At 63.3% G+C, this 18,085-nt stretch carries 20 protein-coding genes; 9 read left to right on the top strand and 11 right to left on the bottom strand.

Features of this window, described 5'->3' with window-relative positions; translation table 11 throughout:
* Both KYC_RS03350 and KYC_RS03345 read left to right on the top strand, forming a co-directional pair.
* Positions 1 to 246, top strand: a complete 246-nt coding sequence (locus tag KYC_RS03350) for a hypothetical protein (RefSeq protein WP_008158826.1) — start codon at positions 1 to 3, stop codon at positions 244 to 246.
* Between the two features lie 3 nt (positions 247 to 249).
* Positions 250 to 1,149 carry a 4-hydroxy-tetrahydrodipicolinate synthase family protein gene (locus tag KYC_RS03345; protein WP_008158825.1) on the top strand — a complete coding sequence of 300 codons (900 nt, stop codon included), beginning with the start codon at positions 250 to 252 and terminating at the stop codon, positions 1,147 to 1,149.
* Positions 1,150 to 1,170: 21 nt separating this feature from the next.
* Here KYC_RS03345 and KYC_RS03340 read toward each other — a convergent pair whose 3' ends face one another.
* Positions 1,171 to 2,430, bottom strand: a complete 1,260-nt coding sequence (locus KYC_RS03340) for an O-antigen ligase family protein (RefSeq protein WP_043517397.1) — start codon at positions 2,428 to 2,430, stop codon at positions 1,171 to 1,173.
* A 157-nt stretch (positions 2,431 to 2,587) separates the two neighbouring features.
* Entirely contained in the window at positions 2,588 to 3,844 is a 1,257-nt protein-coding gene (gene icd, locus KYC_RS03335) for an NADP-dependent isocitrate dehydrogenase (protein ID WP_008158821.1), read from the bottom strand.
* A gap of 216 nt (positions 3,845 to 4,060) precedes the next feature.
* On the opposite strand from icd, the gene KYC_RS03330 reads away from it, so the two are divergent.
* On the top strand, positions 4,061 to 4,486 hold the full coding sequence (locus tag KYC_RS03330) for a DUF1841 family protein (protein ID WP_008158819.1): 426 nt from the start codon (positions 4,061 to 4,063) through the stop codon (positions 4,484 to 4,486).
* A 60-nt stretch (positions 4,487 to 4,546) separates the two neighbouring features.
* On the opposite strand, the gene KYC_RS03325 is transcribed toward KYC_RS03330, so the two are convergent.
* Positions 4,547 to 4,909, bottom strand: a complete 363-nt coding sequence (locus KYC_RS03325; RefSeq protein ID WP_043517395.1) for a c-type cytochrome — start codon at positions 4,907 to 4,909, stop codon at positions 4,547 to 4,549.
* Between the two features lie 12 nt (positions 4,910 to 4,921).
* Positions 4,922 to 5,275, bottom strand: a complete 354-nt coding sequence (locus KYC_RS03320; protein ID WP_008158815.1) for a c-type cytochrome — start codon at positions 5,273 to 5,275, stop codon at positions 4,922 to 4,924.
* Positions 5,276 to 5,450: 175 nt separating this feature from the next.
* Here KYC_RS03320 and KYC_RS03315 point away from each other — a divergent pair, with 175 nt between their 5' ends.
* On the top strand, positions 5,451 to 6,332 hold the full coding sequence (locus KYC_RS03315; protein WP_008158812.1) for an AAA family ATPase: 882 nt from the start codon (positions 5,451 to 5,453) through the stop codon (positions 6,330 to 6,332).
* A 25-nt stretch (positions 6,333 to 6,357) separates the two neighbouring features.
* A complete protein-coding gene (locus tag KYC_RS03310) occupies positions 6,358 to 7,530 on the top strand; it encodes a vWA domain-containing protein (protein ID WP_008158810.1) in 1,173 nt (390 codons plus the stop codon).
* 45 nt (positions 7,531 to 7,575) lie between these two features.
* Here KYC_RS03310 and KYC_RS03305 read toward each other — a convergent pair whose 3' ends face one another.
* Positions 7,576 to 8,133: a GNAT family N-acetyltransferase gene (locus KYC_RS03305; protein ID WP_008158808.1), complete on the bottom strand. Its 558-nt coding sequence runs from the start codon at positions 8,131 to 8,133 to the stop codon at positions 7,576 to 7,578.
* A 41-nt stretch (positions 8,134 to 8,174) separates the two neighbouring features.
* The gene (locus KYC_RS03300; RefSeq protein WP_081477971.1) at positions 8,175 to 9,413 is read right to left on the bottom strand and encodes an MFS transporter; all 1,239 of its coding nucleotides are present in this window, start codon (positions 9,411 to 9,413) and stop codon (positions 8,175 to 8,177) included.
* 91 nt (positions 9,414 to 9,504) lie between these two features.
* Between KYC_RS03300 and KYC_RS03295 the strand changes: the two genes are divergently transcribed.
* The gene (locus KYC_RS03295; protein ID WP_008158804.1) at positions 9,505 to 10,359 is read left to right on the top strand and encodes a LysR family transcriptional regulator; all 855 of its coding nucleotides are present in this window, start codon (positions 9,505 to 9,507) and stop codon (positions 10,357 to 10,359) included.
* A 138-nt stretch (positions 10,360 to 10,497) separates the two neighbouring features.
* Here KYC_RS03295 and KYC_RS03290 read toward each other — a convergent pair whose 3' ends face one another.
* Both KYC_RS03290 and KYC_RS03285 read right to left on the bottom strand, forming a co-directional pair.
* Positions 10,498 to 10,878 carry a hypothetical protein gene (locus KYC_RS03290; protein WP_008158803.1) on the bottom strand — a complete coding sequence of 127 codons (381 nt, stop codon included), beginning with the start codon at positions 10,876 to 10,878 and terminating at the stop codon, positions 10,498 to 10,500.
* Between the two features lie 249 nt (positions 10,879 to 11,127).
* On the bottom strand, positions 11,128 to 11,727 hold the full coding sequence (locus KYC_RS03285) for a GNAT family N-acetyltransferase (RefSeq protein WP_008158801.1): 600 nt from the start codon (positions 11,725 to 11,727) through the stop codon (positions 11,128 to 11,130).
* A 129-nt stretch (positions 11,728 to 11,856) separates the two neighbouring features.
* Here KYC_RS03285 and KYC_RS03280 point away from each other — a divergent pair, with 129 nt between their 5' ends.
* Together KYC_RS03280 and KYC_RS03275 are read left to right on the top strand one after the other, a co-directional pair.
* Complete coding sequence (locus KYC_RS03280) at positions 11,857 to 14,613, top strand: M16 family metallopeptidase (RefSeq protein ID WP_008158800.1); 2,757 nt, start codon at positions 11,857 to 11,859, stop codon at positions 14,611 to 14,613.
* A gap of 286 nt (positions 14,614 to 14,899) precedes the next feature.
* Complete coding sequence (locus KYC_RS03275) at positions 14,900 to 15,289, top strand: DUF4148 domain-containing protein (RefSeq protein ID WP_008158799.1); 390 nt, start codon at positions 14,900 to 14,902, stop codon at positions 15,287 to 15,289.
* 232 nt (positions 15,290 to 15,521) lie between these two features.
* Here the strand turns inward: KYC_RS03275 and KYC_RS29415 are convergent, their stop codons facing one another.
* Positions 15,522 to 15,809, bottom strand: coding sequence for a hypothetical protein (locus KYC_RS29415; protein ID WP_139026492.1), 288 nt, complete (start codon positions 15,807 to 15,809; stop codon positions 15,522 to 15,524).
* Positions 15,806 to 16,333, bottom strand: a complete 528-nt coding sequence (locus KYC_RS03270) for a hypothetical protein (protein WP_008158798.1) — start codon at positions 16,331 to 16,333, stop codon at positions 15,806 to 15,808. The genes KYC_RS29415 and KYC_RS03270 overlap by 4 nt, the downstream gene beginning before the upstream one ends.
* A 335-nt stretch (positions 16,334 to 16,668) precedes the next feature.
* Between KYC_RS03270 and KYC_RS03265 the strand changes: the two genes are divergently transcribed.
* A complete protein-coding gene (locus KYC_RS03265) occupies positions 16,669 to 16,863 on the top strand; it encodes a hypothetical protein (protein WP_008158797.1) in 195 nt (64 codons plus the stop codon).
* Positions 16,864 to 16,879: 16 nt separating this feature from the next.
* Here KYC_RS03265 and dnaJ read toward each other — a convergent pair whose 3' ends face one another.
* Positions 16,880 to 18,010: a molecular chaperone DnaJ gene (gene dnaJ, locus KYC_RS03260; protein ID WP_008158795.1), complete on the bottom strand. Its 1,131-nt coding sequence runs from the start codon at positions 18,008 to 18,010 to the stop codon at positions 16,880 to 16,882.
* Between the last annotated feature and the right edge of the window lie 75 nt (positions 18,011 to 18,085).

The raw sequence follows: 18,085 nt of genomic DNA, 5'->3' as shown, positions 1-18,085 counted from the left end.
ATGATCGCGCTGACGGTCCGGATCGACACGCTGGATGCCCTGAACGTTCGCCTGGCGCTGCATCGCGAACTGGGCGCGCGCATCGGGGTCTATCTGCTGTCGGTGGACCATGCCCACGCGCAGAGCGTCTTGCAGCTGCAATGCGAACAAGACGAACTGGACGCCCTGATGCACGCCGTCATGCGCGGACTGCCGCGTGCGGAATTCGGACCGGTTCGTCCGGCCCCGGCCATCACGGTGCAGTAAGCCATGGACATGCCCGCCAAGACTGTTTTTGAAGGCATATGGCTGCCCATGGTGACGCCGATGCGCGGCGGCCACATCGACCTGGACGCCGCGCAGGCGCTGGCCCGCTACTACCGCAACGCCGGCATCGCCGGGCTGGTCCTGTTCGGCTCCACCGGCGAAGGGAACCTGGTCAGCATGCCCGAGAAGATCGACATGATCGAAGCCATCGCCAGCGACCCGCACGCCCTTCCGCTGGTTTTCGGCGCGGGCGGCGTCGACACCCGGGGCGTAGCCGCGGCCGTGCGCCGGCTGGACAAGTACGCGCCCGCTGGCTACCTGGTGCCCCCGCCCTACTACCTGGGTCCTTCGCAGGCCGGCATCCTGTGGCATTACCGGCAGATCGCCTGGGCCACCCAGCGCCCCATCATCCTCTACAACATTCCCAAGCGCGCGGGCGTGACGATGACGGTCGAAACCATGGAAGCTTTGGCCGCGTTGCCCAACTTCGGCGCGGTGAAGGAATGCAATCCCTCGGTGCTGTCCGCGCTCAATGCGCGACGCAGGCTGGACGCGCTGTGCGGCGACGACCTGGCGCTGCTGGACCATTTCCTGGCAGGGGGCCGCGGCGCCATTCCGGCCGCCGCCCATGTGTATCCCGAACGCTATGTCGAAGTCATGCAATTGGCGCGCAACGGCCACGCGGAGGCCGCCCGCCAGATGTTCGAACCGCTGCGCGGGCTGGCCCGGCTGCTGTTCAGCGAACCCAATCCCGCGCCGATCAAGCGCGCGCTGTACCTGCAGGGGCTCATCGCCGACGAACTGCGCATGCCGATGATGCCCGCCAGCCGCGAGCTCGGCGCGCGGCTGCAGCGGGCCATGGGTCTGGTGCAGCATTCGGCTAGCCGGCTGCAGACAGCCTGAAGACGGACACCGCGTGCCGCGTTATTTCGCCGGCCGCGATACGCGCTGCGGGCGCGCGGTGGTCAGCGCGATCAGCGTCACCACGATCAGCGAGTAGGTGGGCACGCTGCGCATGTTGCGGAACATCATCTCAGTCAGGCTGAACGCGCAAAAGCCCAGGCAGAACAGCAGGCCCAGCTGCGCGCCTACGCGTATGACCCGGTCGTCGCTGGCAAGCCGCCGGAAGAAAACCGCGGCGGGCAGCAGGTAGAGCGTGAGAATGCCGAGAAGGCCCAGCAGCCCGTAGCCGGCCAAGGCCGCCAGCAGGTCGTTATGGGGTTCGCCAAAGCCATCGACGACCTCTTGCGTCACGATACCCTTGCCCTGCAATTCGCGCAGTTCCTCGCGGAACTTGCCGGGGCCAACGCCGACGACCGGGCTCTTCTCGAACATCAGGATCGACGCGTGCCACAACTGCAGCCGGATCCCGAAGGACGTGTCGCGGTTGGACGACGTGGTGAAGCCCTGGACGTCGTGCGCGATCTCCTTCATGCGGCTGCTGAACGTCCAGATCGCGGTCGCGCTGACCACCAGCACCGCGCAGATAGCCAGCGCGCAATACACTTTGTGGCGGCGCCGCCAGTTGCGCAGACCAAGCAGAATGACCACGCCCAGGATGGGCAGCAGCATCCAGCTGCTGCGGGTCTCGGACATCCAGGTGGCGCATATCGCCAGCACGACGGCCAGCACCTTCACGCCGGTTTCAAGGCGCGGCCAGCGCGTGCTGGGGCCCCACCCGAGCGACAGCAGGGTCATGCTGCCGAACAGCAACACAATGTTCGCGAACGCCACCGCGTTGTAGCGCCCCCCGACATCCACGACAGCGCCACGGCCACCCGTCATCATCGTGACGATCAGCAGCCCGGCGCCCGCCAGCGCGCCGGCAAGAATGCTCCACTGCACGCATTTGAGCCACCGCTGCGGCGCACGCAGCAGCAGCCACAGCACGGGCAGCGCAAGCGCGAAACGCAGCAGCTTTTCGAGTTCCGAACTGCTCCACAGGCCTTTGACCGCGGACGTGATCAGCATACAGGCCAGCGGCGCCAACAACGCCAGCCCCATGGGCCACAAAGCGCCGAAATCCATCGGCTCGTAGCGCTTTATCGCATTTGCCGCCAGCGCGGTCAGCGCGATCAGGGCGCTCAGATACAAGATAGCCGGGCCGCCCACCGGGCTGGTCAAAGCCAGCGCGGGAACCAGGAGCACCAGCCAGGTGGCCAAAGAAACATACATTCGGGGCACAACACTCAACCTGGGAAAAACAAAGCACGCGCAAAGCGCATCATGCCGATTAGGTTAGACAAAACCCGCCCGCCTTGACGGCGGGCGGGTTTGCGGGAAAGGCGGAATCAGGGCTGGAACACGCCGGAAACTGCCCGGCGCGGGCCCCGTCCGCGGCTTACATGTTTTCGATCATCACCTGGCCGAAGCCCGAGCAAGACACCTGCGTCGCGCCTTCGAGCAGACGGGCGAAGTCGTAGGTGACCTTCTTGGACAGGATGGATTTTTCCATGCTGGAGATGATCAGGTCGGCAGCTTCGGTCCAGCCCATGTGGCGCAGCATCATTTCGGCGGACAGGATCTCGGAACCGGGGTTGACGTAGTCCTTGCCCGCGTACTTGGGCGCCGTGCCGTGGGTGGCCTCGAACATGGCCACGGAATCCGACAGGTTCGCGCCCGGAGCGATGCCGATGCCGCCCACTTGCGCGGCCAGCGCGTCGGAAATGTAGTCGCCGTTCAGGTTCAGGGTGGCGATGACGTCGTACTCGGCCGGACGCAGCAGGATCTGCTGCAGGAACGCATCGGCAATGACGTCCTTCACGATGACTTCGCGGCCGGTCTTCGGGTTCTTGAACTTGCACCACGGGCCGCCGTCGATCAGTTGGGCGCCGAATTCCTTCTGCAGGAGTTCATAGCCCCAGTCGCGGAAGCCGCCTTCGGTGAACTTCATGATGTTGCCCTTGTGCACCAGGGTCAGCGACGTGCGGTCATTGTCGATGACGTACTGGGCTGCCTTGCGCACCAGGCGCTCGGTGCCTTCGCGCGACACGGGCTTGATGCCGATGGACGAGGTGTTCGGGAAGCGGATCTTCTTGACGCCGAGCTTGGTCTGCAGGAACTGGATCAGTTCCTTGGCCTGCTCGCTTTCCGCCATGTATTCGATGCCGGCGTAGATGTCTTCCGAGTTCTCGCGGAAGATCACCATGTTGGTTTTTTCGGGCTCGCGCACCGGGGACGGCACGCCCTTGAAGTACGCCACGGGACGCAGGCAGACGTACAGATCGAGCTGCTGGCGCAGCGCCACGTTCAGGGAACGGATGCCGCCGCCGACCGGGGTGGTCAACGGGCCCTTGATGGACACCACGTAGTCCTTGACGACCTCCAGGGTTTCATCGGGCAGCCACACGTCCGGGCCGTAGACCTTGGTGGCCTTTTCCCCGGCGTAGACTTCCATCCAGTGGATCTTGCGCTTGCCGCCGTAGGCTTTCTGCACCGCTGCGTCGACAACCTTGATCATCACGGGGGTGATGTCGGCGCCCGTGCCGTCGCCTTCGATGAAGGGAACGATGGGCTGTTCAGGCACATTCAGCGAGAAATCGGCATTGACCGTGATTTTCTGGCCGCCGGCGGGAACCTTGATATGTTGGTAGGACATGAATGCTCCATTTGCTCCGGGTGGTTTTTCTGCACGCACTGTTGCACGCGCCCGGCACCGGAAAACGTCCGATTCCGCGGGCCGTGCCGCCTCCAGCGAACCGCACACCGGCTGGCGGATAGCAACCAATTCTATATCGCAAAGCGCCCGGCGGAGCCGGCGGTCCGTACGGGGCGGTAAAATATTGCGACCACAGCCCGTTTTTTTGCCCCCCAGATGTTCAATCCCTCACGCGACCAAGTCCGCGAATTCTTTATCGAAACCTGGCGCAAGCACCGCGCCAACGACGTGCTGACGCCGTTGGAGGCCATTGCGCTGGACTGGATCATCGAACATCCGGAATACCACGCGGACCTCGAAAGCCCCGATGCCATGACGGCCGAATACGCGGTGGAAAAGGGTCGGACCAATCCATTCCTGCACCTGTCGATGCACCTGGCCATCGCCGAACAGCTGTCAATCGACCATCCGCCCGGCATCCGCCAGGCTTACCAGCAGTTGACGGCCCGCTCGGACGCGCACCACGCCGCCCATGAAATCATGGAATGCCTGGGCCAGGTGGTCTGGGAAGCGCAGCGCCTGGGCACGCCGCTGGACAGCGATACCTACATCGACCTGATCCGCCGCCGCGCCAGCCTCTGAGCGAAACAAAAACCCTCGAATCCGAGGGTTTTCATCAGGCCCCGCCGATTTTCGCCGGCCTTACCGGCGCACGCCCAGGTCGCTGGGCAGGGACGCCAGCCAGGCCGACACGTTCGAGATATCCTGATCGGACAGCTGCGTGGCGAAGGCGCCCATGATGGGGTTCTTGCGCACATTGGCCGTGGCCGCGCTGCCGGAGGCCCCGCGCTTGTAGGCTTTCAGGGCATGGGCCAGGTAATCGGCGTGCTGACCGGCCAGCGTGGGATACGCGGGATCCACCGCCGTCTTGGCGTCGGCGCCATGGCAGGATGCGCAATTGAATTTGTCGAAGACGGCCTTGCCGGCCGCCAGGTCCTGCGCCTGGGCGGCGGCGCCCGAAATGGCCAGGGTCGCGCCCGCAAGGGCAAGCATCGTGCGATTCATGGTTTTGCCCCCTTATTTCAGATTCGAGTAGTACGCGGCCAGGTCGGCAATATCCTGGTCGGACAGGCTGCCCGCAATGGCGTCCATCGTGGGATGGCTGCGCGCGCCTTTCTTGTACTCGTTGAGGGCAGTTTCGATGTATTTGGCGTTCTGGCCAGCAATCATCGGAACGTGATAAAGCTCGGGAAATGTCGCCTTGTAGCCTGGGATGCCGTGGCAGCCGATGCACATGGAGACCTTGTCGCGGGCATTCTGGACATTACCGACCGGCGCTGCGTCTGCAGCAACAACCTGGCCGGCGATCGCACAGGATGCCATCGTGGCCAACACGGAAACCGTGTACTTCAGAGAGGTTCGCAACTTCATTGGAATGACTCTTCTTGGTATGGCTAAGGACTAGGGCCTGCTCACACGAAAAGGCCCTCGGCAAACACGTTGCGGGTGGAACCCAAAGCAAAACCGCCTGATTGTACGATAATTGCTCAGGATTAATACCTTGCGTTAGTGTTGATCCCCATCAAACCACAGAAGCCATCAGACCATGCCCGCAGCCCAGAACGCCTCTTCCGCCAAGCCAGTCCGCTTCGATGGGACCGACAGCTACGTCGCCACCGATGACCTCAAGCTCGCCGTCAATGCCGCGCTGACCTTGCAGCGCCCGCTCCTGATCAAGGGCGAACCCGGTACCGGCAAGACGATGCTGGCGGAAGAAGTGGCCCGCGCGCTCGGCCGGCCGCTGCTGCAATGGCACATCAAGTCCACGACCAAGGCGCATCAGGGTCTGTACGAATACGACGCGGTGTCGCGCCTGCGCGATTCGCAGCTGGGCGACGAAAAGGTCCGCGACATCCGCAACTACATCGTCCAGGGCACGCTGTGGCAGGCGTTCCAGTCGCATGAGCCGGTGGTCCTGCTGATCGACGAAATCGACAAGGCCGACATCGAATTCCCCAACGACCTGCTGCGCGAACTGGACCGCATGGAGTTCCATGTCTACGAAACGCGCGAGACCATCGCCGCGCGCCATCGTCCGCTGGTCATCATCACGTCCAACAACGAAAAAGACCTGCCCGACGCCTTCCTGCGCCGCTGCTTCTTCCACTACATCCGCTTTCCGGACCGCGAGACGATGCGCGACATCGTGGCGGTCCACTATCCCGACCTGAAGCAGGACGTGCTGCGCGCCGCGCTCGATACGTTCTTCTCGCTGCGCGAAGCCCCCGGCCTCAAGAAAAAGCCGTCCACCTCGGAACTGCTGGACTGGCTGCGCCTGCTGCTGGCGGAGGACGCCACGGCCGCGCAGATCGACGCGCACACGGCGACGGCGGTGCCGCTGATGGCCGGCGCGCTGCTCAAGAACGAACAGGATGTGCACCTGCTCGAACGCCTGGCGGCCATGACCCGCGGCGGCCAGCGCCGCTGATGCGGCAACCACGGGCGGCCCGCACATGCTGATCGACTTCTTCTACCACCTCCGGGCGCACAAGCTGCCCGTCTCGGTGAAGGAATACCTGACCCTGGTGGACGCCTTGCGCCAGGACCTGATGTCGCCCACGCTGGACGAGTTCTACTTCCTGGCGCGCGCCACGCTGGTCAAGGACGAATCCCTCTACGACCGCTACGACAAGGCCTTCGGCGCCTATTACAAAGGCATCGAGGCCGCGCTGCCCGCGGGCAAGGACATCCCGCTGGACTGGCTGATCAAGCAGTTCGAAAAAAGCCTGTCTCCCGAAGAAAAGGCCGCCATCGAAAAGCACGGCTGGGACAAGCTCATGGAGCTCTTCAAGGAACGCCTCGAAGAGCAGAAGGAACGCCACGCGGGCGGCAGCAAATGGATAGGCACCGGCGGCACCTCGCCCTTCGGCAACGGCGGCTACCATCCGGAAGGCATCCGCGTAGGCGGCGCGTCGGCCGGCAACCGCACCGCGGTCAAGGTCTGGGACATGCGCCAGTTCAAAGACTACGACGACCAGGTCGAACTGGGCACGCGCAATTTCAAGGTGGCGCTGCGCCGGCTGCGGCGCTTCGCGCGCCAGGGCGCCGAACTGGAACTGGACCTGGACGACACGATCGCCAGCACCGCGCGCAACGCCGGCCACCTGGACCTGCGCATGGTTCCGGAACGCCACAACACGGTCAAGGTGCTGATGCTGCTGGACGTAGGCGGCAGCATGGACGACCACATCGGCCGGGTCGAGGAATTGTTCTCGGCGGCCCGCAGCGAATTCCGCAACCTGGAAGTCTATTACTTCCACAACTGCCCCTACGAAAGCCTGTGGCAGAGCAACCGCCGCCGCCAGAGCGAACGCTTCGACACCTGGGACGTGCTGCGCAAATACAACCCGGACTGGCGGCTGATCATCGTCGGCGACGCCACGATGAGCCCCTACGAGATCCTCCAGCCGGGCGGCTCGGTGGAGCACTACAACAAGGAGCCCGGCGCCGAATGGATGCGCCGCCTGCTCGACGCCTGGCCCAAGTCCGTCTGGCTCAATCCCGAGCCCACCGCCTCGTGGCAATACCGCCAATCCATCGCGCTGATGCGCGACATCATGCAGGACCGCATGTACCCCGTGACCGTTGCGGGACTGGAGCAGGCCATGCGGATGCTGTCCAAGTAGGGCGCGGCGCCGGCCTTTAGAAAACAGCCGCCACGCCAGCCCGGATCAACCGTCGACCGGGTTGTCGGGCGTGTCCAGCGTGAGCTGATAGAACGCCAGGTCCAGCCAGCGCCCGAACTTGAAGCCCGCCTCGCGGATCGTGCCGGCATGCTGAAAGCCCAGCTTCTCGTGCAGGCGAATGCTGCCCTGGTTGGCGGCATCAATCCCGCCGATCAGCACATGCACGCCATGGGCGCGCGCCCGCCCGATCAGTTCGCACATCAGGGCCTCGCCCAGGCCGCGGCCGCGGAAACGCGCGTCCACGTAAACAGAGTGCTCAACCGAATACTTGTAGGCCGGCCACGCGCGGAACGTGCCGTAGCTGGCAAAGGCCATGAGCTCGCCCGCTTCGTTTTCCAGGCCTACGACCGGGAAACCGCCCTGCAGCTTGGCCTGGAACCATCCCTGCATCGCTTCGCGCGGCCGCGGCTTGTAGTCGTACAGTGCGGTGGACGTGGCGATGGCGTCATTGAAGATGGCCAGGATCTGGTCCGCATGGCGGTCATGCGTGCAATCGACCAGCGTGGATCCCTGCGGAGCGCGGAATTCCGGGTGTGTATTCATGGCGGAATTTTAACCACCACGGGAGAACGATTCCTTTCCTCTCACCTCCGAATCTCGAGAGAGGAATTCTCAGAGCGCGCAGGCCGCCACGGCAGCAAGCTGGCTGCCAGCCCGACCAGGAAGAACGTCAGGCATACCAGGGCCACAGGCAGGATCTGGAACGCCAGAAAAATCGAAACCACCGCGTTCCCGATCACCGCGAAGCCGAAGCAAAGGAAGGAGGTCATCGCCGAAGCGCTGGACGGACGCTCCGGCACGCTGTCCATTGCGGCTTGCTTGGATACGCCGGAGCGCAGGCCGAGACCGATCTGTGACGGCAGCATCGCCAGCGTGACGGTCAACATGGTGCTCGGCATACTTTGCAGGGCAATGAGCCACAGAATCGCCACGGTGACGCCAAACAGTCCATTGGACAGCGCGATGGTGCGCCGCACGCCGCGGCTCTCGACGAAACGGGCCGAGGACATGGCGCCTGCCATGAAGCAAGCCACCATGGCCGCCTGCACCACTGCGAAAGACCAGGGTGCGAGTCCGTAGGCGCGCTGCAACAGGAATGGCGCCGAACCCACGAACGTCAGCATCGCGCCATAGGCGCAGGCATACCCCAATGCGTGGCCCAGGAAGGACGTACGCGACAGCACCAGCGCATAGGTACGCCACAGCGCCTGCGCCGCGTGGTGCTCCGGCTTTGTCGTGGCGAGTGTCCCCGCGAATGAAACCCGCCAGCGCAACAATGCCCACAAGCAGATGCCGCCCGCCAGAACCAGCAGAATGAAACTGGCACGCCACCCCCACAGCGCAAGCACGCCCGCGCCCAGCAATGGCCCGAGCGCGGGCACGATGGATTGGCAGACAGCCAGCCAGGATAACGCCCTGATGCTGGTCGTCCGATCGCCGATTTCCCGCACCAGGGCCGGCGCCACAGCCGGCGCCGCTGCCGCGCCCGCGCCTTGCATCCCGCGAGCGATCAGCAGCGTTTCGATATTCGGTGCAAGTCCGCCCAGCACGCAGCCAGCCAGGAAGACGGCCATGCCGGTCAACAGCACACGCAGCCGTCCATAGGTCTCGGCCAATGCCCCGTAAAGCAGCAAGGCCACTGCAAAAGTGGCGAAAAAGGCCGGCAACGTGAGTTGCGCTTGAGCGAGCGTTCCCCCTAGCCACAGGGGTAACGACGGGATACTGGGCAGATACAGATCGGTCGCCAGCAGCGCCGTGCAGGTTGCCGCCATCAACGGCAGGATAGCGGCAAAGGGAGCAGAGATGTCTCGTGAATTGGGCATATCGTGGATGCATCCGATGCAAAGCAGTACGATAGCCACCACAATTAAATATTTATAGCATCCTCATTTTTATGCCTGGATATAAAAATTTATGATGCCAGCCGACTTCGATCTCGGCCTGCTTCGCAGCTTTGCGACCGTCATCCGCAGCGGCAACATCAGCCGTGCGGCGAAGTTGCTCGGGCGGACGCAACCCGCCATCAGTCAGCACATCCAGCGGCTGGAAGAGCGCCTGGGTCACACGTTGCTGGTTCGGACCAACGTCGGGGTTGCGCCCACTGCGTCGGGAGAACGCTTGATGGAACTGGCCGAGCGCATACTCGCTCTGACCGACGGCATCCCGGCCGCACTCGGAGAGCAGTACGAAAAAACGCAGTTGCGTATCGGCTTGTCGGAGGAAAGTGTGGGCCACCAGCGCATGGCCGTGCTGCACGATCTCAAGGTTATCCATCCGAGTTTGAGTCTGGAGATCGTTCACGCCTCCGGACAGGTGATCGCGCAAGGCATCGAGGATGGGATCTTCGATCTGGCGCTCGTCGATCCACAGCAGACACGGGCGGCGCCGCTGGAGACCCGGGACTATCCGTTGACCTGGGCAGCGGCCCCATTCTTCGACCCGGCCTTGCGGCCGTTGCCGCTCGTGCTCTGGCGTGAACCATGTGCCTGGCGCGACGCAGTCATTGCGCTTGTTGAGAAGGCCGGCATCGAGTGGATCTTGGCATTTGAAGCCGATGCGCTGGCCTTGCTGCACGGCGCTTCGCGCAGCGGCATCGGCTTGACCATCGCCCCCGCAAAACGCGCGGTTCCGGGCCTGGTGTCACTCAACGGGAAGCATGCGCTGCCGTCGCCCCCATCCATGACCCTGGGTGTCTATGCGTCGCCTCGCCTTCCGTCCGGCTCACTGACCGAGCGGATCAAGAAGACACTCTGGCTGCTGGCTGCTTGAAGCAGCCATGACTGCTGCTGATTTAGGGCTTCGATGAGTGCGTCGGTTGAGTAGCGAAATGCCGGGCTGGGGTCATCGTCTAAAAAAAAAACCGGCGAGGCCGCCGGTTCAGTGAGGTGTTGCCGCTTCTGGCCACTCTCAGGCGGCGCGGCTCTCCACAGATCGGTGGGCGCTGTTTGCCATGTTGCGCAGCCCCGGGCACTGGCGCCAGGACAGTTCGTCCGCATCCATGTCCAGGTCGAAAAGATCATGGGCGGCGGGCCACGGATGGGTGCGTGCAGTAGCGCCCTCCATTTCAAGCACGTGGCCGGCGAATCCGCGGGGCGATCCCCCGCACTCCGCGAAATACCGCTGCGTGTTCAAGTCCACCACATACGTGGTCATGTCATGGGTCAGTATGGCCACGAATTGGCCGTCATCACTGGCATAAGCGTACTGAAACTGCCCTTTGATGCCATCGCCGCTAAGGGCGCTGCCTGTCAATTGGGACAAAGCACGCGTGACGATCTCGGTCAGCATGGGTCGTTCCTCCGTAAGATGCGCTGGCAGGATGCCGGCGGCGAAGGCGCGAACGACAAGCACCGGCGCCGCGCGTGGGGCGGCGTCTGGCGTTGGACGGGAAGCCGGTAGGCGGCTGTCGCGCATCCCGTCGACAACAGCTACTACGTACTCAAAAGCTTACACCCGCGAACGGCCCGACCTCAAATCGCCCATGGCCACACACGATATTGCATCGCAGCATTCAGAAACGACAAGCCGTCGCGGACCTTATGCGGCCGCAACCACCGCGCCATCGAGGTTTCCGTCACCGGCTCCTGGCTTGCGCCAGTCGTCCCGGCCTATGCGGTACAGCACATGCGCACGCAGGGGACTTCCCACGGGCACCGCCGGATGGTCGAAAAGACCGGGATCGGCTTTCATGCCCAGCCGGTCCATCACCGCGCGGGACCGCAGATTGGCCGCGACCGTAAACGCCACGATCTCGTCCAGTCCGACCTGATCGAACCCGACGCGCAAGGCCGCCTGGGCGGCCTCGCTGGCATACCCCCTGCCCCAGTAGGCCCGGGCAAGGCGCCAGCCTATCTCCACGCCCGGCGCGAACGGCAGGATGGGCGCCAGCGGTTTGATGCCCACGAAGCCGATGAAGGGCGCCACGCCCGGCGCCTCTACCGCCCAGAAGCCCCAGCCATGCTCGTCGATGCCCGCAGCCAGCCGGTCGGCAAGCGCATCGCTTTCCCGGGCGGTAAGCGGCAGCAGGTGTTCGGTAACCTGCGGATCGCCATTGAGCGCCGCGAAGGGCTCGCGGTCGGCCGCCCGCCACTGCCGCAGCACCAGGCGCGGCGTTTCGACTTCAACAGATAGGGACATATCCACTTCCTCGGGCTTGCGGCATCCGCCCTGGCGCCCGCCGCGGGCGCAGTCCCCGGCACAGGCGCCTGAACCATTGCCAACGTATACACTCCAACGGATTCTGCCATGCCAAAGGAATAGTCCGCCATGCGCTTGTCCCTGTCGAAGCTGCCGCGCCCGCTGAGCGTGCTGCTCTTTTCCTCCTTCCTGGCCTTTCAGGCCGGGGCCGCCACCCTGCCGGCGGGCGTCACGGAGGCCGCCTCGATCGAAGGCATCACCGAATACCGACTTGCCAACGGGCTGCGAGTGCTGCTGGTTCCCGACGAATCCAAGCCGTCCACCACGGTCAACATGACGTACCTGGTGGGCTCGCGCAATGAAAACTACGGCCAGACGGGCATGGCGCACCTGCTCGAACACATGCTGTTCAAGGGCACGTCCACCACCCGCAACGCCATGGGCGAGTTCTCGCGCCGCGGCCTGCAGGCCAACGGGTCGACCTCCAGCGACCGCACCAACTACTTCGCCAGCTTCGCGGCCAATCCCGAGACCCTGAAGTGGTACCTGGGCTGGCAGGCCGACGCCATGGTCAACTCCCTGATCGCCAAGGAAGACCTGGATTCGGAAATGACCGTTGTCCGCAACGAGATGGAAAGCGGCGAAAACAGTCCTTTCCGCATCCTCATGCAGAAAATGCAGGCGGCGGCCTTCCAGTGGCACAGCTACGGCAAGAACACCATCGGCGCGCGTTCCGACGTCGAAAATGTGGACATCGGACAGCTGCGCGCCTTCTATCACGAGTACTACCAGCCCGACAACGCCGTGCTGATCGTGGCGGGCAAGTTCGATCCGCAGACCACGCTGGCGGATATCGAGGCCACGCTGGGCAAGCTGCCCAAGCCCGACCGCAAGCTGCCGCCTGAATACACGGTGGAGCCCGCGCAGGACGGCGAGCGCTCAGTGACGCTGCGCCGCACCGGCGGCACGCCGCTGGTCGCGGCGATGTACCACATCCCGGCCGCCGGCAGCGCCGATTTCGTGCCGTTCGATCTGGCCACGACGATACTGGCCGACACGCCGTCCGGCCGCCTCTACCATGCGCTGGTCCCCACCAAGCTGGCCTCGGGCGTGTTCGGCTTCACGATGGAAAACCGGGACCCGGGCCTGGCGATGTTCGCCGCGCAACTGACGCCGGGCAAGAGCCTGGACGCCGCGATGAAGGCGCTGACGGGCACGCTGGAATCGCTGGACAAGAAGCCCTTCACCCAGCAGGAACTCGACCGCGCGCGCAGCAAGTGGCTGACTGCCTGGGAACAGACCTACAGCGATCCCGAACAGGTCGGCGTGGCGTTGTCCGAAGCAATCGCCGCCGGCGACTGGCGCCTCTTCTTCCTGCAGCGCGACCGCGCCCGTCAGGCCTCGCTGACCGAGGTGCAAAAGGCGGCCACCACCTATCTGGTGCAGAGCAACCGCATCGAGGGCCGCTACATTCCGACCGAAAAACCGGTCCGCGCCCCGCAGACGCAACGGGTGGACCTGACCGCCATCTTCAAGGACTACAAGGGCGATCCGGACTTCAAGGCCGCTTCGGCGTTTGACCCCACGCCCGAGAACATCGACAAGCTCACGCAGCGCAAGACGCTGGATCTGCCCAATGGCCCGGTCAAGCTGGCGCTGCTGCCCAAGGCCACGCGCGGCAGCCGCGTGCAGGCACAGATGCTGATCCAGTTCGGCAACGGAAAAGACCTGCTCGGCCAGCGCGTAAGTTCCAGCGCAGCCGCCGACCTGCTGCTGCGCGGCACGGCCAAGCTGTCGCGCCAGGACATCCAGGACCGCCTGGACAAGCTGCAGGCCGAGCTGGGCTTCAGCGGCGGCGGCACCACGCTCAAGGTCGCCATGTCGACCAAAGGCGAGAACCTGCCCGAACTGACCGCCTTGGCGCTCGATATCATCCGCAATGCCAGCTTCCCGCAGGACCAGCTTGAGGAATACCAGCGCCAGCTTGAAACCTCGATCCAGAACGCCATGACCGAACCCTCGGCGCTGGCGGGCCGGGCGCTGGCCCGCCACGACAATCCGTGGCCCGCCGACGATCTGCGCTATGTGCCCACGTTCGAGGAATCGCTGGCCGGCGTGCGCGCCCTGAACCGCGATGCCCTGGCGAAGTTCCATTCCCGGTTCTACGGGGCGGGCAATATCGAGTTCGCCGCCGTCGGCGACTTCGAGCCCAAGGACGTGGAAAAGGCGATCACCGCCGGCCTGGCCGGATGGAAGAAGGCGCCGGCATACACCCGCGTGCCCAATCCGTATCGCGATGTTCCCGCCAAGCAGTTCGACATCGAGACGCCAGACAAGGCCAATGCGTTCTTCCTGTCGCGCCTGCCGCTGAAGCTGCAGGACACGGATGCCGATTATGCGGCGCTGTACCTGGGCAATTACCTCTTCGGCGCGTCCGAAACCTCGCGCCTGTGGAACCGGGTGCGCGAAACTGAGGGCCTGTCCTACAACGTGCGCAGTTCACTGTCGGTGTCGTCGTTCGAACCCGCGGCAACGTGGAGCATGTATGCGATCTATGCACCGCAAAACCGCGAGCGGCTGGAAAAAGCGATCAATGAAGAACTGGCGCGAGTCCTGAAGGACGGTTTCTCCGATAAGGAGATCTCTGAGGGCATTACGGCCCTGCTGAACTACCGCAATCTGGCCCGGGCCCAGGACGATGTGCTGGCAAGCACCTGGCTGGACTACCTGCAACGCGGCCGCACGTTCGAATGGTCGGCCGAGATGGACAAGAAGATCTCCGCGCTGACACCGGAAGCCGTCAATGCCGCCCTGCGCAAGTATCTGCGTCCGGACGGGTTCAGCACGGCGCTGGCGGGCGATTTCAAGAAGAAAGCCACGCCCTGAGGGACTTTCGCCCCCACACAAAACCCCTGCCTCGGCAGGGGTTTTTTTGCATAAAAGGCTTTGATTCCAGGGGAGTTTCCTGCCATCACAGGATCAACCATGCCATTTATGTGGCTAATTTTTGGAAATTTTCTGATTACTCGGTTATTTGGAAAGATGTTTTCATGAAATGCGGGTTTATCCCAGGTGGGATGACGCGCACAATTCAGTCATCGGGAACAGCAAACGAACCACGACGGAAGGCCGCCGGATTCGGTCCCCATTAATTCGAATTGGAGGTCTCATCATGAAAACCCTAGCCACTACCCTGTTTCTATCCCTGGCCCTGGCCGGCGTCGGCGCGCAAGCCGCTGGCGTGGAACAAGCCAAGAGCAGCGCCCAGGTCGCGACCGAACTGCAACAAGCCAAGGCCAGCGGCCAGTACACCTTCGGCGAGCTGGACTATCCGCCCGCCCTGCCCCAGACGACCAGCCTGAGCTCGCAGGAAGTGCAATCGCAACTGCAACAAGCCAAGGTCAGCGGCGAGTACACGTTCGGCGAACTGCAATACCCGCCCGTCATTGCGGCAACCGGCAGCGCGAAGACGCGCGCCGAAGTCCAGGCTGAACTGGCGCAAGCCAAGGCCAGCGGTCAATACACGTTCGGCGAGCTCGAATACCCGCCGATCACCCGGTGAGCTGCTTGCTGTAGCCCGGCCGGCCTCGGGCGGCATCATGGCTTGAGGCCGGTTTTTTCTGGCGACAGCGGCGGTTGATGTAGCAGTTGAAGTCGCAGTTGAAGTTGAGGTCGCAGTTGAAGTTGCTGTAAATGCAGTTGAAGTTGAAGTTGATTTAAGTGAAGTTGCAGTAGCAGTAGCAGTGAAACCGCGGCGCGAGCCGCGGTTTTTTTGTCCGTTCGATTTGGGTTCTTTACGCGCCCAGTACCTTTTCGAAATCCGAGTCAAGCGATATCCACCCATCGCGTTCGCTGCAAGAGACTCGCTTGAACCTGAACATTTTTTGATAGCTCCATCCATCGGCTAAGGCACAGATTTCCCCTGGCTGCAACACAAAAGCAACGGGAGCGCCGTCATCATTATCCGCATAGACATCGACGGGCGCCGTAACTTTCCAGCGGCCTTTAGGCGCGTCCGAACAACCGTACACCACGGCAAGCAACATAAGTGCCGAGAGAGCAGCTGACAGAAGAAACTTCATTTGAGCTTTGGATAAATGTTGCGCCTGAGCAGGCGCGGCGAACGCGAGACAATTATCAGCACTTCCTTCGGACTGACAGCAGTCCTGCGCAAAGCGTCCCACTGAAATCGCGGGTCGTGCGCTAACACGCCGATCATTTCCAATACGTCGGCCACATTCGTTGAACAGCTGTTTCCGATGAGATCATATGGGGCCTGCAATGCGGCACGGCGTTGGAGCTCTCTTCGCAAGATGCCGATTTCTCCTCCAGACATCCGAAGAACAAGCCCCACGGTTACGCGGTAGCTGTTTCGCTGCAAGTAATAGGCGCGAGGCAGCACGTAGTAATTGGTATGAGCTCTCGAGTACACGGTACCCCCAATGTCGACGGCAACATGCCCCCACTGAGAACCCGAACTCACTAACCTTCCGTCGCTCACCAACACTTCCACGGTGCCCGCCACGGCTCTAAGCACTTCCGGCATTGCAGTGTCGAATTCCGCCAGCCCACCTGCGCGGCCAAGGGCCCGGAGCGTAGGCGACATCGGCTCAATCCGACCTGTTGGATTGGCGCCGAGTCTGCGTTGAAGATCTTGAATTGTCTCGACGGAATCGAAAGAGATCAGGCCGGATTCGGGGATTTCCCGTCCGCGCCTGTACCGGCGCCTGTACACATTCAAAGCTCTCTGCACCACCCGCACGTCGGCAGCTCGATTCAACCCACCCCGCCCTACTGACGCCCGTATTCGAATCATGGCTGCGCCCCCAACAATGGGGCCACGGCCAATCGCGCTGTCCAGAGCACAATGCTGATGCTTGATTTCTCGGCCATTCATTTGCTCCGTCTGAAGTCACAGCAACGACTGTCGAGAAAATCAAATTGGCCGTCAATCAGTTGCGTCTGAAATTGCTGGAACAATTTGACGGTGGCCTGCAGTCGAAATCCTGGACAGAGTTTCCGCTGCTGATCATCCTCACGGCCAGCGCAGGCCCGACGGCTGCGAGCTCATCGAGCAGCAGCGTCGCGATGCCAGAAACAAAAAAAGCCGCGACGTTCAGGGTCGCGGCTTTCTGACGGCTGTTCAGGCAATTCAGCTGAAGAATTCCTTCACGCGGTCCGTCCAGGACTTGCTTTGCGGGGAGTGGCGGTCGCCGCCGTCGTTCAGCGAGGCCTCGAACTGGCGCAGGATGTTCTTCTGGTCGTCGCTCAGGCGCACCGGCGTTTCCACCACTACGTGGCAGTAGAGATCGCCCGGGTAGCTGCCGCGCACGCCGCGGATGCCCTTGCCGCGCAGGCGGAAGGTCTTGCCGGACTGCGTGCCTTCGGGGATCGAGATCTCGGCCTTGCCGCCCAGCGTCGGGACCTGGAGTTCACCGCCCAATGCCGCCGTGGTGAACGGGATGGTCAGCTCGCAGTGCAGGTCGTCGCTGTCGCGCTGGAAGATCTTGTGCTGCTTGATGTGGATTTCCACATACAGGTCGCCCGGAGGGCCGCCGTTGATGCCCGGTTCGCCGTTGCCGCTGGAGCGGATGCGCATGCCGTCGTCGATGCCGGCCGGGATCTTGACCTGCAGGGTCTTGTTGCGGCGGATGCGGCCCACGCCGTCGCAGGACGGGCACGGGTCGGTGATTTCCTTGCCGTTGCCGTGGCAGGTCGGGCAGGTCTGCTGCACGCTGAAGAAACCCTGCTGCATGCGCACGGCGCCCGAGCCGCCGCAAGTGCGGCAGGTCTTGGGCGACGTGCCGGCCTTGGCGCCGGAGCCGTGGCAGGCGTCGCAGTTTTCCCAGCTGGGCACGCGAATTTCGGTATCGAAGCCGGCGGCCGCCTGCTCCAGGGTGATCTCGAGCGCGTACTTCAGGTCGGCGCCGCGGTACACCTGCGGACCGCCGCCGCGGCGGCCACCACCGCCGCCGCCGAAAATCTCGCCGAAGATGTCGCCGAACGCGTCGGCGAATCCGCCTCCCATGCCCGCACCGCCCATGCCGGCGGAATTGGGATCGACGCCAGCGTGGCCATAGCGGTCATACGCGGCGCGCTTCTGGTCGTCGCCCAGGACCTCGTAGGCTTCCTTGGCTTCCTTGAACTTCTCTTCGGCTTCTTTGCTGTCCGGATTGCGGTCCGGGTGATACTTCATGGCCAGCTTTCGATAGGCCTTCTTGAGGTCGTCGTCCGAGGCATTCTTTGCCACGCCCAGAACGTCGTAATAGTCGCGTTTTGCCATGATCCGTGGGCTCAAAAATCGAGCCTTCTTTTCAGTGCTACAGAATGAGTTCGCCCGGTAGGCGGATTTCTCCGG

The organism is Achromobacter arsenitoxydans SY8, from assembly GCF_000236785.1.
GTDB lineage: Bacteria > Pseudomonadota > Gammaproteobacteria > Burkholderiales > Burkholderiaceae_B > Achromobacter > Achromobacter arsenitoxydans.
Note: the sequence above shows the minus strand (reverse complement) of the source record. Positions and strands in the feature narration are given on the sequence as shown.

What these genes read in the sequence shown, in the direction of transcription:
- KYC_RS03350 (WP_008158826.1), top strand. Translation starts at nt 1, where the DNA reads ATGATCGCGCTGACGGTCCGGATCGACACGCTGGATGCCCTGAACGTT.
- KYC_RS03345 (WP_008158825.1), top strand. Translation starts at nt 250, where the DNA reads ATGGACATGCCCGCCAAGACTGTTTTTGAAGGCATATGGCTGCCCATG.
- icd (WP_008158821.1), bottom strand. Translation starts at nt 3,844, where the DNA reads ATGTCCTACCAACATATCAAGGTTCCCGCCGGCGGCCAGAAAATCACG.
- KYC_RS03330 (WP_008158819.1), top strand. Translation starts at nt 4,061, where the DNA reads ATGTTCAATCCCTCACGCGACCAAGTCCGCGAATTCTTTATCGAAACC.
- KYC_RS03325 (WP_043517395.1), bottom strand. Translation starts at nt 4,909, where the DNA reads ATGAATCGCACGATGCTTGCCCTTGCGGGCGCGACCCTGGCCATTTCG.
- KYC_RS03320 (WP_008158815.1), bottom strand. Translation starts at nt 5,275, where the DNA reads ATGAAGTTGCGAACCTCTCTGAAGTACACGGTTTCCGTGTTGGCCACG.
- KYC_RS03315 (WP_008158812.1), top strand. Translation starts at nt 5,451, where the DNA reads ATGCCCGCAGCCCAGAACGCCTCTTCCGCCAAGCCAGTCCGCTTCGAT.
- KYC_RS03310 (WP_008158810.1), top strand. Translation starts at nt 6,358, where the DNA reads ATGCTGATCGACTTCTTCTACCACCTCCGGGCGCACAAGCTGCCCGTC.
- KYC_RS03305 (WP_008158808.1), bottom strand. Translation starts at nt 8,133, where the DNA reads ATGAATACACACCCGGAATTCCGCGCTCCGCAGGGATCCACGCTGGTC.
- KYC_RS03300 (WP_081477971.1), bottom strand. Translation starts at nt 9,413, where the DNA reads ATGCCCAATTCACGAGACATCTCTGCTCCCTTTGCCGCTATCCTGCCG.
- KYC_RS03295 (WP_008158804.1), top strand. Translation starts at nt 9,505, where the DNA reads ATGATGCCAGCCGACTTCGATCTCGGCCTGCTTCGCAGCTTTGCGACC.
- KYC_RS03290 (WP_008158803.1), bottom strand. Translation starts at nt 10,878, where the DNA reads ATGCTGACCGAGATCGTCACGCGTGCTTTGTCCCAATTGACAGGCAGC.
- KYC_RS03285 (WP_008158801.1), bottom strand. Translation starts at nt 11,727, where the DNA reads ATGTCCCTATCTGTTGAAGTCGAAACGCCGCGCCTGGTGCTGCGGCAG.
- KYC_RS03280 (WP_008158800.1), top strand. Translation starts at nt 11,857, where the DNA reads ATGCGCTTGTCCCTGTCGAAGCTGCCGCGCCCGCTGAGCGTGCTGCTC.
- KYC_RS03275 (WP_008158799.1), top strand. Translation starts at nt 14,900, where the DNA reads ATGAAAACCCTAGCCACTACCCTGTTTCTATCCCTGGCCCTGGCCGGC.
- KYC_RS29415 (WP_139026492.1), bottom strand. Translation starts at nt 15,809, where the DNA reads ATGAAGTTTCTTCTGTCAGCTGCTCTCTCGGCACTTATGTTGCTTGCC.
- KYC_RS03270 (WP_008158798.1), bottom strand. Translation starts at nt 16,333, where the DNA reads ATGTCGCCTACGCTCCGGGCCCTTGGCCGCGCAGGTGGGCTGGCGGAA.
- dnaJ (WP_008158795.1), bottom strand. Translation starts at nt 18,010, where the DNA reads ATGGCAAAACGCGACTATTACGACGTTCTGGGCGTGGCAAAGAATGCC.